The organism is Streptomyces sp. NPDC004284 (assembly GCF_042874035.1).
Taxonomy (GTDB): Bacteria; Actinomycetota; Actinomycetes; order Streptomycetales; family Streptomycetaceae; genus Streptomyces.
The window spans coordinates 404,488-419,931 of sequence record NZ_JBIAMJ010000005.1; the positions used below are offsets into that span (position 1 = coordinate 404,488).

The 15,444-nt window shown below is 72.1% G+C and carries 10 protein-coding genes, 2 tRNA genes and 1 other RNA gene; 8 read left to right on the forward strand and 5 right to left on the reverse strand.

What is annotated here, in order from left to right:
- Positions 1 to 628: 628 nt before the first annotated feature.
- Positions 629 to 2,959, reverse strand: a complete 2,331-nt coding sequence (locus ACFYUS_RS16655) for an FtsX-like permease family protein (RefSeq protein ID WP_388851595.1) — start codon at positions 2,957 to 2,959, stop codon at positions 629 to 631.
- Positions 2,956 to 3,687 (reverse strand): ABC transporter ATP-binding protein, encoded by a 732-nt coding sequence (locus ACFYUS_RS16660; protein ID WP_388851598.1) that lies wholly within the window; start codon positions 3,685 to 3,687, stop codon positions 2,956 to 2,958. Before ACFYUS_RS16660 ends, ACFYUS_RS16655 begins: the two co-directional genes overlap by 4 nt.
- Positions 3,688 to 3,819: 132 nt before the next feature.
- Between ACFYUS_RS16660 and ACFYUS_RS16665 the strand changes: the two genes are divergently transcribed.
- Together ACFYUS_RS16665 and ACFYUS_RS16670 are read left to right on the forward strand one after the other, a co-directional pair.
- Complete coding sequence (locus ACFYUS_RS16665) at positions 3,820 to 5,028, forward strand: sensor histidine kinase (RefSeq protein WP_388851601.1); 1,209 nt, start codon at positions 3,820 to 3,822, stop codon at positions 5,026 to 5,028.
- Positions 5,028 to 5,690, forward strand: coding sequence for a response regulator (locus ACFYUS_RS16670; RefSeq protein ID WP_388851604.1), 663 nt, complete (start codon positions 5,028 to 5,030; stop codon positions 5,688 to 5,690). The genes ACFYUS_RS16665 and ACFYUS_RS16670 overlap by 1 nt, the downstream gene beginning before the upstream one ends.
- Before the next feature lie 169 nt (positions 5,691 to 5,859).
- Here ACFYUS_RS16670 and ACFYUS_RS16675 read toward each other — a convergent pair.
- Positions 5,860 to 5,947, reverse strand: a tRNA-Ser gene (locus ACFYUS_RS16675).
- 118 nt (positions 5,948 to 6,065) lie between these two features.
- Between ACFYUS_RS16675 and ffs the strand changes: the two genes are divergently transcribed.
- The 6 genes from ffs to ACFYUS_RS16705 all read left to right on the forward strand — a co-directional run bounded on the left by ffs (position 6,066) and on the right by ACFYUS_RS16705 (position 14,614).
- Positions 6,066 to 6,164: signal recognition particle sRNA small type (gene ffs / locus ACFYUS_RS16680), an RNA gene on the forward strand.
- A gap of 67 nt (positions 6,165 to 6,231) precedes the next feature.
- Positions 6,232 to 8,358, forward strand: coding sequence for a DNA polymerase III subunit gamma and tau (locus ACFYUS_RS16685; RefSeq protein WP_388851607.1), 2,127 nt, complete (start codon positions 6,232 to 6,234; stop codon positions 8,356 to 8,358).
- 61 nt (positions 8,359 to 8,419) lie between these two features.
- The gene (gene purD / locus ACFYUS_RS16690; RefSeq protein WP_388851610.1) at positions 8,420 to 9,673 is read left to right on the forward strand and encodes a phosphoribosylamine--glycine ligase; all 1,254 of its coding nucleotides are present in this window, start codon (positions 8,420 to 8,422) and stop codon (positions 9,671 to 9,673) included.
- A 289-nt stretch (positions 9,674 to 9,962) separates the two neighbouring features.
- A complete protein-coding gene (locus ACFYUS_RS16695; RefSeq protein WP_388851613.1) occupies positions 9,963 to 11,963 on the forward strand; it encodes a hypothetical protein in 2,001 nt (666 codons plus the stop codon).
- Positions 11,964 to 12,130: 167 nt separating this feature from the next.
- Positions 12,131 to 13,591, forward strand: a complete 1,461-nt coding sequence (locus tag ACFYUS_RS16700) for a N,N-dimethylformamidase beta subunit family domain-containing protein (protein ID WP_388851616.1) — start codon at positions 12,131 to 12,133, stop codon at positions 13,589 to 13,591.
- 114 nt (positions 13,592 to 13,705) lie between these two features.
- A complete protein-coding gene (locus ACFYUS_RS16705; protein WP_388851619.1) occupies positions 13,706 to 14,614 on the forward strand; it encodes a phosphoribosylaminoimidazolesuccinocarboxamide synthase in 909 nt (302 codons plus the stop codon).
- A gap of 116 nt (positions 14,615 to 14,730) precedes the next feature.
- On the opposite strand, the gene ACFYUS_RS16710 is transcribed toward ACFYUS_RS16705, so the two are convergent.
- Both ACFYUS_RS16710 and ACFYUS_RS16715 read right to left on the reverse strand, forming a co-directional pair.
- A tRNA-Gly gene (locus tag ACFYUS_RS16710) sits at positions 14,731 to 14,803 on the reverse strand.
- A gap of 22 nt (positions 14,804 to 14,825) precedes the next feature.
- Entirely contained in the window at positions 14,826 to 15,398 is a 573-nt protein-coding gene (locus ACFYUS_RS16715) for a DNA-binding response regulator (protein ID WP_388851803.1), read from the reverse strand.
- Positions 15,399 to 15,444: the final 46 nt, after the last annotated feature.

Genomic DNA, 15,444 nt, shown 5'->3' on the forward strand with positions numbered 1-15,444 from the left:
AGGAACGGACCGGTGACTCATCGGCTGATTGGCGCCCTTACGGTTCGACGCTGTTTCCATGATTCTGCTGTGCCGGATCAAGGGGAAGAAGATGGATACGGCGCGGAAGCGGCGAATATCGGCTGCCACTAAGTGCGGCGAGCAGTGACTCGAGATCGGCGCTACTACCGGCGGCATGGCGAGGCTGTGAAGGCCGGCTACCGGACGCTCGCCAAGGTTGATGCCCGGATGAACGACATCCTCGCCGTCCATCGTGATTACCTCGGGCTTTGGAGCGACGGGCCTCGCTGCTGTCACTTGGCGCGGTGAACGGAAACCGGCATGGACAACGTCGAAGGGCCCCACCGCGAACGGTGGGGCCCTTCGGCAACGTGCCCGGTGGGGCACTGGCGGAGGATGCGAGATTCGAACTCGTGAGGGGTTGCCCCCAACACGCTTTCCCATTCTGCTCGGTGCTGTTCGGCTGGGCCAGGGCCAGTTCTGACCTGCGGCTTCTGTCCTCCGGAGAGGTAGTTGAACGTGCCTGAACGGTGATGGACGAGGCCAGAACTGAGACCAGAACTGAGACCAGAACCGATTCCAGGATCAGGACTCTGCTGCCGTGGTCTTCGCTGTCCGCTGCCCCCGACTACTCCGTCCGCAGTACCTCCGCCGTAGGCGCCTTCGCCGCGCCCCGGGCCGGGAGGTAGGCCCCCAGCGCGGCGATCATGGAGCCTGAGAAGGCCAGCAGTGATGCCATCGGCCAGTTCCACACGTGTAGTAGTGAGTTCGGCAGATCGAGTCCGATGCCGTGTCCGGTGAGCGGGATGATGATCCGGTGCGCGAGCATTCCGAGTGGGACGCCGATGAGGCCGCCTACCGCTCCGAGGGTCGTCATGGACGTCATCACCATGGCGATCACTTGGAGCGGTGTCATGCCGAGCGACTTGAGCATCCCAAGGTCCTTGCGCCGCTCGCGGGTGTTGAGGACGACTGTGTTGAACACGCCGAGGCTCGAGACGATGATCAGCATCAGGGTGAGCGTCGACACCACGCTGATGATGACCTTTTCGATGGTGTCGGAGGCGCCGTTCACAGTCGCGTTCAGTCCTGGGTCCGTGCGTGTGACCGCAGCGGCGTAGGCCTGCGGGTCGGTGCCCTTCGCGAGCTGGACGTGGAAGCTCTGGGCGCGATGGACCGGGCTGAGCGGGGTGAACCGGTTCCAGTCGAGGGTCGTCACGTCCCAGCCGAGGGTGCTCTCGCCGACGATCTTCTGTGGCTGTGGCCCGTCGCTCGAGTCCAGCGTGATCGTGTCGCCGAGGGACAGCTTGTGCTGGTGCCAGAACTCCGATGAGACCACCACCTCGTTCGGCCCCTCGATCCAGCGTCCCCGGACGAGAGCCGGGTGCAGCTCCGTCGTGTCGCCGCTCTCGGCGCTCATCCGGAGGATTCCCGATGAGCCTGTCAGGCGGGTCTCCAGCGCGGTCTCGGCGTACACGTGCTCGGTGCCGGGCAGCGAGCGCAGCAACGCGAAGATCTGGTCGTCGGAGTGGGTCGGGCCGGGAGGGTTCCACTGGGGGTCGTTGAGGTCGATGCGTACCTGGATCTTGTCGGTCTGCGTCTGCAGCTGACCGAACTTGACGACCGAGGTGGAGAGGCCGAGGGCCATCGTCACCGTCATGACGCCGAGTACGACGGTCGACAGTGTCAGGGCCGTGCGACCCGGCCGGGCGAAGGGCCAGCCGAGGCCCAGGCTCACCGGGCGCGGCAGGGGTGATCCGCCGAGTCTGCGCTGGACCGCCAGGCCGCGTCCGGTCTGTTGGACGCTGCCGGCGCTGATGGCAACGGCGGCGGGGAGGCGGCGGGCGCGCATCGCCGGGACAAGCGCGGACAGCGCGACGAGTGCGGGCATTCCGATCAGCACGACCGGATAGACCCACGTGGGGACGGTCGCCTTGTCGATGACGAGATCGTTGCCGAAGATGCCGAAGAACGCCTGGCGCACCAGCTTTCCGCCGACGAGGCCGCCGATCACCGAGCCGAGCGCGCAGCCGATCGTCGCCGGGACGGTGACCATGACGAGGTAGACCGCCGTCACCTGGTTCGGCGTGAATCCCAGTGCCTTGAGGACTCCGATGTGCCGGAAGCCCGAGACGACCGCGCCGCTGACGACGTTGCCGACGATCAGGACCGAGACGAGCAGTCCCAGGACGCCGAAGACCGTCAGGAACGGCACGTAGGTGTGGGGGCCCTTGGCGAGGTTCGCCTTGATGGCCAGGTAGGAGCTGGTTCCCGTCAGGGCGTCGGACGGCAGGCCCTTCGTGGCGGCGGCCGTGCCGGCCTTCAGTGCCGGGTCGGACCCGGCCTCCTCGAAGCGGTACATCATCTGGAGTGAGTCCGAGTGCAGGGCCCGGGCTTGGTCCGGTGTGACCCAGCCGCCCGCGGACTGACTGGCCGAGGCGGCGTAGCCGACGATCTTCAGCTTCACGCCGTCCGGTGTGACGACCTCGCGCTCGGACTTGATCTGTAGCGGACCGATGTCCGACGGCGCGTTCATGACGATCTCGCCGGGACCGGTCGCCCAGCGGCCGGCGCTGAGCCCGAGGGTGTCGACCGGGGTGTCCGGCCGGTCGCGGCCGACGACGGTGAACGAACCCGACAGCCCGACCGGATGGTCGCCGGTCTCCGAGGGCGAGTGGAGAACGGCCTCGGGATAGGGACCGGCGACGGCCTCGACGCCGGGGGCGTTCGCGGCCTGGGCGATCTGTGCGGCGGTCGCCTTCGAGCTGTCGAACTCGGCGATGACGTGTGCGCCGTTCGCGGCGTTGTAGGCCTGGTCGAAGGGGCCTGACACGGCCGCCAGCAGGCCCAGGGTGACGATGGCCATGGCGCTGGAGACCATGACGACGACGCCGAGGACGAAGGTCTGGAGTCTGCGGCGCCTGACCGCCGCGCGCGAAGCCCGCCAGACGGCGCTCATCGGCCGGCCTCCGTGGTCACTGCGCGGTCCACCGCGCGGTCCCGGGTGATGCGCCCGTCCGCGACCTCGACGACCCGGCGGGCGCACTGCGCGGCGAGCCGCGGGTCGTGCGTGACGATCAGGAGTGTCTGGCCGAGCTGGTTCAGGTCCGTGAGCAGGTGCGTCACCTGGTCGCCGGACCGGCTGTCCAGGGCGCCGGTGGGCTCGTCGGCCAGCAGCAGGGACGGCTGGTTCATCAGTGCGCGCGCCGTGGCGACCCGCTGCCGCTCGCCGCCGGAGAGGGAGGCGGGATAGATGTTCTTCCGGTCGGCGATCCCGAGTTCGCCCATGAGTTCCAGAGCGCGTTTGCGGGCTGCCGACGCCTTCAGGCCGATCAGCTGTCCGGCCAGGGCGATGTTGTCCAGGGCCGGCAGGTCGTCCAGGAGGTTGAAGAACTGGAAGATCATGCCGATCCGGCGGCGCCGGAACAGTGCGAGGCCCTTCTCGTCGAGCCCGACCAGGTCCTCCCCGCCGACGACGACCGATCCGGTGCTCGGCCGGTCGAGCCCGGACACCATGTTCAGCAGCGTCGACTTCCCGGAGCCGGACGGCCCCATCAGGGCGACCGCCTCGCCGGCGCCGATCTCCAGCGAGACGCCGTCCAGAGCCGCGTAATCCCCGAAGTCCTTCCGCACGTCCGTGAGCCGGACGACGACGTCCCGTTCCTCGTGACCGCCAGTGTTCGTCATGGGGAGAACACTGCCGATCACCCTGGTCCACCGGCATCGGAGCGCCGTCCACATCCCGGGGCGGGGATACCGACCCAGGGTGTACACCCTCGCTCCGATGCCCCCGGATGATCACCTGGCTACGATCGCGTCATGCCCCCGCCCCCGCCCTCGATGTCGCTGCTGCGGCGTGTGACGCCCGGCGCTTGGACGGCGCTCACCTGGTGCGTGTCCACGCTGTACTCGTTCGTCGTCCAGATCCGCTGGCCGGGCGAACGGTTGCAGCCCTGGGGCGAGAAGAGCCACCTCATCGAGCCGTTCGCGATGGACCGCCGCGAGCAGGCGATGCTGCTGCTCGCGGCGGTCCTGATGGCCGGCGCCTGCCGGCTCCTGACCCGCCGACCGCTGACATCGATGACGATGCTGGTGCTCAGCGCACTGGTCCTGACCAACGGCCCCCTGCACACGATCAGCATCGCGCCCGAGCAGTACCTGCCGGTCTGCGTCGCCCTCTGCTTCGTCGCCGCCGCGGAGGCGCGGCGGACGTCACTGTTCGCCGCGGGGCTGGCCCTGGCCGGGCTCCTCGGCTACATCGGCACGCGTCTGGCGCTGGGACTCCGGGTGGGCACCTCGGTCGAGGCCGTCGTCCTGATGATGATCGTGGTCGCCTGCGTGATCGGGAACTCGCGACGTCAGGAACGCGAGCACACCGAGCAGATGCGCACCCGGGTCGCGGAGCAGGCGGTGACGGCCGAACGGCTGCGGATCGCCCGCGAGCTGCATGACGTGATCTCGCACAGCATCGGCGTCGTCGCGATCCAGGCCGGCGCCGCCAAGCGCGTCATCGAGACCCAGCCGGAGGGCGCCCGCAAGGCCCTCGGCGTCATCGAGAACACCAGCCGGGAGACGCTCGCCGGGCTGCGGCGGATGCTCGGAGCCCTCCACGACGCCGAGTCCGGCGGCGCGGACGAGCCGCTCGCCGGGCTCGATGACGTCGACAAGTTGGTGGAGAACGTCCGGAACGCCGGCGTCCGGGTGGACGTCGAGTGGCGCGGCGAGCGGCGTCCGCTGCCGCCGGAGGTCGACCTGTCCGCGTTCCGCATCATCCAGGAGTCCGTCACCAACGTGGTGAAGCACTCCGCGACGGAGCAGTGCCGTGTCTCCGTGGTCTTCCAGCCGGCCGACCTGTCCGTCGTGATCGTCGACAGCGGGACCGGGACCGGCCGGGGCGAAGGCGCCGGCTACGGCATCGCCGGAATGCGTGATCGAGTGAAGCTGCTGAACGGCGACTTCACCGCCGGTCCGCGTCCCGAGGGCGGCTACCGCGTGACTGCCCGTCTCCCCATCCCGATGGAGGTCTGATGCCGGTCCGCGTCGTGCTCGCCGACGACCAGCCGCTGATCCGCGCCGGTCTGGTCATGGTGATCACCGACGTCCCGGACGTCGAGGTCGTCGGGGAGGCCGGAAACGGCGCCGAGGCCGTGCAACTGGTCCGGGATCTGCATCCCGACGTCGTCGTCATGGACATCCGCATGCCCGGCATGGACGGCATCGAGGCCACCCGGATGATCACGAAGGACGTCGGCGCCCCGCACGTCGTCGTCCTGACGACGTTCGACGACGACGACAACGTCTACAACGCCCTGCGAGCCGGGGCTTCGGGATTCCTCGTCAAGGACATGGCCTTGGACGACATCATCGCGGCGGTGCGGGTCGTGGCCGCCGGGGACGCGCTGATCGCGCCGAAGGTGACGCGCCGCCTGATCGAGGAGTTCGCCCACCGCCCGCAGCGGGCCGCTGCCCTGCCGCCCAAGGAGATCCAGGGGATCACCGGCCGCGAGCGGGAGGTCCTGACCCTGATCGGCCGGGGGATGTCGAACGCCGAGATCGCCGAGGCGATGTTCATCAGCGGCGCGACCGTCAAGGCGTACGTGACGCGGCTGCTGGCCAAGCTCGACGCCCGTGACCGCGTCCACCTCGTCATCATCGCCTACGAGCACGGCCTGGTGGCGCCGGCCGGATAGGACGGCGCCACCGGGTTGCACGACCTCGCCGACGAGACCGACGGACTGCTCCGAGGCGGTCGCCGAGCTGGCGGCCCCGGCGAAGACGTTGCTGAGCCCAGGGGTCCCGGCCGAGGCCCCGGCACGACGAAGGCGCCGACTGCAGTGCAGTCGGCGCCTTCGGTACAGCTGGCGGAGGATACGAGATTCGAACTCGTGAGGGGTTGCCCCCAACACGCTTTCCAAGCGTGCGCCCTAGGCCTCTAGGCGAATCCTCCGGGGAGAACATTACATGACCGGAGGGGGTGCTCGCGCACGTCGCTCTGCGCGGGGGTGGGGCGAAGGCCGCAGGTGGGTGAGGGGGGCCGTGGGGGGCGTGGGATCGGGTAGGCTGGGCGCAGCCCCTCACGCGGTGCTATCTGACTGAACTCCCCCAGGGCCGGAAGGCAGCAAGGGTAGGTCGGCTCTGGCAGGTGCGTGGGGGGCGCTTGCGTTTCCGGGCGTGTGCTCGTGCCGCTGCGGTTTTCCCGGGTTGTCGGTGGGCGCCTATAACCTCGTATACGTGTCGTCTCTCGCGCTGTACCGCCGCTATCGCCCCGAGTCCTTCGCCGAGGTCATCGGGCAGGAGCATGTCACCGACCCGTTGCAGCAGGCCCTGCGGAACAACCGGGTCAATCACGCGTACCTGTTCAGCGGGCCGCGCGGGTGCGGGAAGACGACCAGTGCGCGGATTCTCGCGCGGTGTCTGAACTGTGAGCAGGGGCCGACGCCGACGCCGTGCGGTGAGTGCCAGTCCTGTCGGGACCTGGCGCGGAACGGGCCGGGGTCGATCGACGTCATCGAGATCGACGCGGCGTCGCACGGTGGTGTGGACGATGCCCGTGACCTGCGGGAGAAGGCGTTCTTCGGGCCCGCGTCCAGCCGGTACAAGATCTACATCATCGACGAGGCCCACATGGTCACCTCGGCGGGCTTCAACGCCCTGCTGAAGGTGGTCGAGGAGCCGCCGGAGCATCTGAAGTTCATCTTCGCCACGACCGAGCCCGAGAAGGTCATCGGGACCATCCGGTCCCGGACGCACCACTATCCGTTCCGGCTGGTGCCGCCGGGGACGCTTCGGGAGTACCTCGGCGAGGTCTGCGGGCGGGAGGGCATTCCCGTCGAGGACGGTGTGCTGCCGCTCGTCGTCCGCGCCGGTGCCGGGTCCGTGCGTGACTCGATGTCCGTCATGGACCAGCTGCTCGCCGGTGCCGCCGAGGACGGTGTGACGTATGCCATGGCGACCTCTCTGCTCGGGTACACGGACGGGTCGCTGCTCGACTCCGTCGTCGACGCGTTCGCGGCCGGGGACGGGGCCGCCGCGTTCGAGGTCGTCGACCGGGTCATCGAGGGCGGGAACGACCCTCGGCGGTTCGTCGCCGATCTCCTGGAGCGGCTGCGGGACCTCGTGATCCTCGCGGCCGTGCCCGACGCCGCCGAGAAGGGGCTCATCGACGCCCCCGTCGACGTCGTCGAGCGCATGCAGGCCCAGGCGTCCGTGTTCGGGGCCGCCGAGCTCAGCCGTGCCGCGGACCTCGTCAACGCGGGACTCACCGAGATGCGCGGGGCCACCTCGCCGCGGCTTCAGCTGGAGCTGATCTGCGCGCGCGTGCTGCTGCCCGCCGCCTTCGACGACGAGCGTTCCCTCCAGGCGCGGCTCGACCGGCTGGAGCGCGGGGCGGCCGCCGCGCCCGCGCCCGTCTTCACGCCCGGACCTCCGGCGCCCGCCATGGGGTACGTGCCCGGACCCGAGGCCCACACCCCGATGGCCCCGCCCCCGCCGGCCCCCGCCGCCCCCGTGCAGCAGCCCGCCCCCGCACCCGTACCGCAGAACGCTCCCGCGCACGAGCAGCCCGCGGCCGCCCGGCCCGGCGCGTGGCCCGGTGCCGCCACCCCCGGCGGCGGCATTCCCGGAGGCGGCGCTCCCGGTGCCTGGCCCGGCGCGTCCGGCGCGTCCGCGGCGCCCGCCGCCCCGGCCCCCGCGCCCGTACAGCAGCAGTCCGCGCCGCAGGCCCCGGCTCCGGCCGGTGGCGGCGGTGGCGGCGGGGACACGGCCCAGGTGCGGAACCTGTGGCCGCAGATCCTCGACGCCGTGAAGAACCGGCGCCGCTTCACCTGGATCCTGCTCAGCCAGAACGCCCAGGTGGCCGGGTTCGACGGCACGACGCTCCAGCTCGGCTTCCTCAACGCGGGCGCCCGCGACAACTTCGCGAGCAGCGGCAGCGAGGAGGTCCTCAAGCAGGCCCTCGCCGAGCAGTTCAACGTGAACTGGAAGATCGAGGCGATCATCGACCCCTCGGGCGGCGCCTCGCCCCCGCCCGCCGCCACCGGCTTCGGCGGTTCCGGCGGCACCGGAGGCTTCGGCGGCGGTGGCAACGGCGGCTTCGGCGGTCGGCCCGCCGCTCCCGCGCCCGCCTTCCAGCAGGCCCCGGCCCCCGCCCCCGTACAGGCGCAGCCCGCCCCCGTGCAGGCGCAGCCGGCCCCGGCCCCCGCGCCCGCGTACAGCCCGCCGGTGCCGCAGACCGTGGCGCCCGAGGACGACGTCCCGGAGGAGGACGACCCGGATCTCGTCGAGTCGGCGCTGTCCGGGCACGACCTGATCGTGCGCGAGCTCGGCGCCACGGTTGTGGAGGAATATCCGAACCAGTAGGGGCGTCTCGCTCGGTGGCCCGCACAAAGGGCATCCCGTCCCGCGGGCTACCCTGGCAGGCGTGAAGGTCCTCGTCATCGGCGGCGGCGCCCGCGAACACGCCCTGTGCCGCTCTCTCTCCCTCGATCCCGACGTCACCGCTCTGCACTGCGCGCCCGGCAACGCCGGAATCGCGGAGGTCGCCGAGCTGCACCCCGTCGACCAGCTGGACGGCGCGGCCGTCACCGCGCTCGCCACCGAGCTGGGCGCCGACCTGGTCGTCGTCGGCCCGGAGGCCCCGCTCGTCGCCGGCGTCGCCGACGCCGTCCGCGCGGCCGGCATCCCCGTCTTCGGCCCGTCCCAGGAGGCGGCGCAGCTGGAGGGCTCCAAGGCCTTCGCCAAGGACGTCATGGCGGGCGCCGGGGTCCCCACCGCCCGCAGCTACGTCTGCACGACCCCCGAGGAGATCGACGAGGCGCTCGACGCCTTCGGCGCTCCGTACGTGGTCAAGGACGACGGTCTCGCCGCCGGCAAGGGCGTCGTCGTCACCGAGGACGTCGAGGAGGCCCGGGCGCACGCGCTCGCGTGCGACCGCGTCGTCATCGAGGAGTACCTGGACGGCCCCGAGGTCTCCCTCTTCGCGATCACCGACGGCACGACCGTCCTCCCGCTGAAGCCCGCGCAGGACTTCAAGCGCGCGCTCGACGGCGACGAGGGCCCGAACACCGGCGGCATGGGCGCCTACTCGCCGCTGCCCTGGGCCGACCCGAAGCTGGTCGAGGAGGTCCTGGAGACCGTCCTGCAGCCGACGGTCGACGAGCTGCGCCGCCGCGGCACGCCGTTCTCCGGCCTCCTGTACGCGGGTCTGGCGATCACCAGCCGCGGCGTACGGGTCATCGAGTTCAACGCGCGCTTCGGCGACCCCGAGACCCAGGTCGTCCTGGCCCGTCTGAAGACCCCGCTCGCGGGCGTCCTGCTGAACTCCGCCAACGGCACCCTGGCCGACCAGGCCCCGCTGAGCTGGAGCGACGACGCCGCCGTGACCGTGGTCGTCGCCTCGCACAACTACCCGGGCACCCCGCGCACGGGCGACCCGATCGAGGGCCTGGACGAGGTCGCGGAGAAGGACGCCCCGCACGCGTACGTGCTCCACGCCGGTACGAAGCGGGGCGAGGACGGCGCGGTCCTGAGCGCCGGCGGGCGCGTCCTGTCGGTCACCGCCACCGGTACGGACCTGGCGCAGGCCCGCGAGCGCGCGTACGCGGCGGTCGGCCGCATCCGCCTTGACGGTTCGCAGCACCGTACGGACATCGCGCGGAAGGCCGCCGAAGCCTGATCCGCCCGCATTTCTCCTGAAATCTCTCGATTCCTTTTGTGGCCGTGTGGTGCGGAAGCTGTGAACCACACGGCCACAAAAGCGCCATCACCTTTGCCCAAAGCCATTCCATCGGGTGACGGCTCGGCCATACGGATGACGCCCGCCACAGCCCCAACTAGGGTGCGGCGAAGGCATTCCGGCACTTGGCCCACCGGCATTGCGATGTCACTGCCGGGTGCCACAGTGGGGGAGTGAGCAACACCGCCACAGGCAGTCCCGTCGAGGGCAGGAGGGGGTGAGGAACGGCGTGTCCGGTACCGGTTCCGTTGTCGGCGAGGAGTGGGGTGCGCGCGCCGCGCGCTCCCGGGCCCTCGCCGTCCTCCGTGTCCGCGGCAGGGCACTGGGCCTCGCCGTGCTTCCCGCGGCGGTGGCCGTCGTCCTGTACGCGGGCGGGGTCACCGGCCACTTCACCGGAGCGGCCTGGGACACGGCCCGCTGGGTCGTGACCGTCGTCGCCGTGCTCGTCCTCCTCGCCTCCGCCGTCGTCGCCCTCGTCATCACCCGGGCCCGTCCGGCGGCCACGCCGACGGTGGAGCTCGCCGAGACCGCCGCCCCCGATCTGTACCGGCTCGTCCGCGACCTGGCCGACCGGCTCGGCGTCCCCGCGCCCGCCGCGATAGCCCTCACCCCGGACTGCGACAGCTGGCTGGAGGACCGCACCCACCGGGCCCACCGCCTCCACCGGACGTCCGGCGGCGACGGCGCCCCGGTCCTGGTCATAGGCTCGCCCTTCCTGTGGTGGATGCGCGTCGGCGAGCTCCGGGCGGTCCTCGCCCCCGTCGTCGCCGGTACGGGACCCGCCGCCCACCCCGACATAGCCGCCGCCCGCCGCTTCGTCCGCGGCCTGGACGCCGCCGTCGCCGTGCCCCGGACCCCCGGCCTCGACCCGGTCCGCCGGCTCGGCGCCCAGGGCGTCGGGCAGGTCGCCCGCGTCCTGCTCCGCGCCTGTCGCGGCCACGCCGCCGAGATGGAGCGCGGGGTCGCCGCCGCCGGTTCCGAGCGCGCCCAGGCCGTGGACTACGGCGTACGGATCGTCGCCCAGGAACAGGTCGGCCTGGCCTACGCGGGCTGGGACCGCCTGCTCACCCGGGTCGCGTTGCCCGCCTGGCGCATGGGCCGCTGGCCCGCCAAGCTCGACGCGGGCGTGGTCTCCGCCCTGACCGAGCTCTCCCGCCGGGACCGGCTCGCGGAGGGCTTCTCCTCCCGGCTCGGGGAGCGCCCCGCCTGCGACCTCCTGGAGGAGCCCGGCGCCGTCGACGAGGCCACCTCGCTGCTCGCCGCCCGCCTCTTCCACGGTGGCCCCGCCGAGCCCGGGCCCGATTGGGCCCCCGTGGAGTGGAGCCAGTACCCGGAGGAGGTCGTCGACCGGAAGTGGCGCACCGACGCGGCCCGCCTCCACCAGGCCCTCGACGGCCTGGGCGTACCCGGCACCACCACCGCCGGCCCGGCCTCCGACGACGCACCCGGCCCCACCCTGACCCGCGTGATGGCCCACCTGACGACTCCCCAGCACGGGCCGGGAACCGGGACCGTGACCGAGGCCGGGACGGAGCCCGCGACCGTGACTGGACCCGAGCCCGAGTCCGAGCCCGCGACCGTGACCAAGCCCGTGACCGGACCCGAGCCCGAGCCCGAGCCCGAGCCCGAGCCCGTGACCGCGACCGAGCCCGCGGCCGGATTCGAGCCCGTGACCGGACCCGAGTCCGCGACCGCGCCCGGACCCGCGACCGCCCCCGATCCCGACCTCAGCGCCGGCCCCGACATCGACGTCGACGCCGAGTACGACATCGAGCACGACGACGACCCCGTCAACCCCGCCGCCGACGCGCTCGCCGGTGCGCTCAGCGCGCTCGTCGCGCGGGAGGAGGCGGCGCGGGAGGCGCGGGTCGCGGCGGCGGCCGAGAGTGCGGCCCGGAGCGCGGAGAAGGGGAGCGGCGGCGCGGCGCCGCATGTCGTGAGTGGTCCCGACGGGCCCCTGCCGCTGTTCCCGCTCCAGCCGCCGCGTACCGGGCGGGACCTGCTCGCCGACCATGTGATCGCGATGGTCTGCTGCGCGGCGGTCGACACGGCCGAGGCCGCTCCCGGGCTCGACTGGCTCGACGGGCCGGCGCTGCTCGTCGGCGGCGAGCGGGCGGCGGACCTCGGTCCCCGGGTGCTCGCGCTCGTCGAGGACGGCGATCCGGAGCCGCTGCGGGCCTGGCTGAGCCGTACCGGGGTGCGCCCGGAGAAGCCCGTACGCCTGGTCTGAGGGCGCCGAAGGGGCAGGTACCCGGAGCCCCGTCTTCCACTCTCGTCAATTCACGACGAACGGTGACGGAGTGCGTGCGTTATGTGATGTGCTGGAGACCGTCAATGACAGCGGCACGATCCACAGGCACTGACCGGACGACCGGGGGAGTCGAGGGAGGGGCGCACATGGGGGCGGAGCAGATCAGACGGTGGGAGTCGGGTGCGCTGGCGCACGCCGTCTCCGATCCCTTCGGCCAGGGCCCGCTGCCCTGGCTGCGCGGCTCGGACAACTACTTCGACGACACGGGCCAGATGGTCCCCTGGTACGCGGACGAGATCCTGGCCCGGGGCGGCAGCGGCGGCCCGCGCACGGCCGACGACGTCCGGCGCCAGATCAAGGGCTTCGCGTCCGGCGGGGCCGTGGCACCGGGCGAGTCGATCGATTTCCACATCACGGTGGACCCGCCGCAGCAGTTCTCGGTCGACGTCTACCGGATCGGGCACTACGGCGGCGACGGCGCCGCGAAGATCACCACCAGTCCGCGCCTCTCGGGGATCGTCCAGCCGCCCCCGCTCACCGCCGACCGCACGGTCTCCTGCCACCACTGGTGGCAGTCCTGGCGGCTCCAGGTCCCCTCGTACTGGTCGATCGGCGCGTACGTCGCGGTCCTCACCACCGCCGACGGATACCGCTCGCACATCCCCTTCACGGTCCGCGACAACCACCCGGCGGACCTGCTCCTCGTCCTCCCGGACGTGACCTGGCAGGCGTACAACCTCTACCCGGAGGACGGACACACCGGCGCCAGCCTGTACCACGCCTGGGACGAGGAGGGCCGGCTGCTCGGCGAGGAGGAGGCGGCCGTCACGGTCTCCTTCGACCGCCCGTACGCGGGCGCGGGGCTGCCCCTGCACGTCGGGCACGCCTACGACTTCATCCGCTGGGCCGAGCGCTACGGCTACGACCTGGCGTACGCGGAGACCCGCGACCTGCACGCCGGCCGGGTCGACCCGGGCCGCTACCGGGGCCTGGTCTTCCCCGGCCACGACGAGTACTGGTCGGCGCCGATGCGCCGGACCGCCGAACTCGCCCGCGACCAGGGCACCTCGCTCGTCTTCCTCTCCGCCAACACCATGTACTGGCAGGTGGAGCTGGGCCCTTCGCCGTCCGGGGTGCCGGACCGCCTCCTCACCTGCCGCAAGCGCCGCGGCCCCGGCCGCCCCGCGCTCTGGCGCGAGGTCGACCGGCCCGAGCAGCAGCTCCTCGGCATCCAGTACGCGGGCCGGGTGCCCGAACCGCACCCGCTGGTCGTACGGAACGCCGACCACTGGCTCTGGGAGGCCACGGGCGCGGGCGACGGCGACGAGCTCCCGGGCCTGGTCGCGGGCGAGGCCGACCGCTACTACCCGCGCACCGCGCTCCCCGAGCACCAGGGCCGCATCCTGCTCTCCCACTCGCCGTACCGGGACAGCGAAGGGGCCGTGCGCCACCAGGAGACGAGCCTCTACCGGGCCCCGTCCGGCGCCTGGGTCTTCGCGTCCGGCACCTTCGCCTGGTCCCCGGCGCTGGACCGCCCGGGCCATGTCGACGCCCGGGTGCAGCGCGCCACGGCCAACCTCCTCGACCGGATCTGCAAGAGGGACTGAGGAGGGGACTGGAAGAGGGGACTGAGCGGGGGGTCACAGGGCCCGGCGGCCGGATCCGTCCCCCCGTGCGAGAGAATCGGACACGTTCCCTGGATCAACCTACGCGGAGGAACCGTGTCCGGATTCGTAGAAAAGCCCGAGCCTGTCCAGGTCCCGGGCCTGACCCATCTCCACACGGGCAAGGTCCGCGACCTGTACCGGAACGAGGCGGGCGACCTCGTCATGGTGGCGAGCGACCGCATGTCGGCCTACGACTGGGTGCTGCCCACCGAGATCCCCGACAAGGGCCGGGTCCTCACCCAGCTCTCCCTGTGGTGGTTCGACCAGCTCTCCGACCTGGCCCCGAACCACGTGCTCTCCACCGAGCTGCCGGCCGGCGCCCCCGCCGACTGGGCGGGCCGCACGCTGATCTGCAAGTCGCTGGACATGGTCCCGGTCGAGGCCGTCGCCCGCGGCTACCTCACCGGCTCCGGCCTCCTCGAGTACGACGAGTCCCGCACGGTCTGCGGCCTCGCGCTCCCCGAGGGCCTGACCGACGGCTCCGAGCTGCCCACGCCGATCTTCACCCCGGCGACCAAGGCCGCCGTCGGCGACCACGACGAGAACGTCTCGTACGAGGAGGTCGCCCGCCAGGTCGGCGCCGAGACGGCCGCGCTGCTGCGCGAGACGACCCTCGCCGTCTACTCCCGGGCCCGTGACATCGCCCGCGAGCGCGGGATCATCCTCGCGGACACCAAGTTCGAGTTCGGCTTCGAGGGCGAGACGCTCGTCCTCGCCGACGAGGTCCTCACCCCGGACTCCTCCCGCTTCTGGCCGGCCGCCGAGTGGGAGCCGGGCCGCGCCCAGCCCTCGTACGACAAGCAGATCGTGCGGAACTGGCTGACCTCCCCGGCCTCCGGCTGGGACCGCAAGAGCGAGCAGCCGCCGCCGGCCCTGCCGCCGGAGGTCGTGGAGAAGACCCGCGCCAAGTACATCGAGGCGTACGAGCTGCTGACCGGGAACGCCTGGTCCGACAGCTTCTAGCCGACAGATGCCGTACGGGCCTCCTTCCGGCCCGTACGGCATCCCGGCCGGCCCCCGGCCGCTGTGCGCGTACGACGAAGGCCCCGGTTCTCAAGAACCGGGGCCTTCGCTCCCTGAGCGGACGACGAGATTCGAACTCGCGACCCTCACCTTGGCAAGGTGATGCTCTACCAACTGAGCCACGTCCGCATGCGCCGTAGCGCGCTGCTAACTATACCCAACCTTTCGACCGGGCGAGACGCACCGCCGCGTGACGGTTCTCCGCACCGAGCTTCGCGGTGGCGGAGGAGAAGTGGTTGCGGACCGCTCCGGGGGAGAGCGCGGCCCTCCGGGCGATCTCCGCGACGGGGGCGCCGTCGGCGGCGAGTTCGAGCACCTCGGCCTCGCGGGCGGTCGGCGGGGGGTCCCCGGCGGCGATCGCGTCGGCCGCCAACTCGGGGTCCGCACAACGGTTTCCGGCGTGGACGGTACGGCTCGACTCGGCGAGCCGCTCGGCGCTGACGGTCTTCGGCGCGAAGCCCCGGACACCCGCCGCGAGGGCCCGCTCGAGGTGCCCGGGGCGGCCGCGACCGGTCGCGATCATCGTGCGGCAGTCCGGGAGTTCGCCCCGGATCGATGTGGTCACCGTCACACCGCCCGCCCCTGGCGTCTGGAGGTCCAGGACGGCGACGTCGGGCCGGTGGGCGCGGGCCATGGCCGGCGCCTCGGGCCCGGTCGCGGCCTCGGCGACGACGACCAGCTCGTCCTCCAGGGCGGGCAGGGCGGCGAGCGCGCCCCGGATCAGGCGCTCGTCGTCGGCAGCAGGACGCGTACGGGCCCGGTCACGCGGC

Bases quoted from the DNA above. Each gene is read 5' to 3' on its own strand.
- ACFYUS_RS16700 (WP_388851616.1), top strand. From the start codon at position 12,131: ATGGGGGCGGAGCAGATCAGACGGTGGGAGTCGGGTGCGCTGGCGCAC.
- ACFYUS_RS16660 (WP_388851598.1), bottom strand. From the start codon at position 3,687: ATGACGAACACTGGCGGTCACGAGGAACGGGACGTCGTCGTCCGGCTC.
- ACFYUS_RS16665 (WP_388851601.1), top strand. From the start codon at position 3,820: ATGCCCCCGCCCCCGCCCTCGATGTCGCTGCTGCGGCGTGTGACGCCC.
- ACFYUS_RS16670 (WP_388851604.1), top strand. From the start codon at position 5,028: ATGCCGGTCCGCGTCGTGCTCGCCGACGACCAGCCGCTGATCCGCGCC.
- ACFYUS_RS16655 (WP_388851595.1), bottom strand. From the start codon at position 2,959: ATGAGCGCCGTCTGGCGGGCTTCGCGCGCGGCGGTCAGGCGCCGCAGA.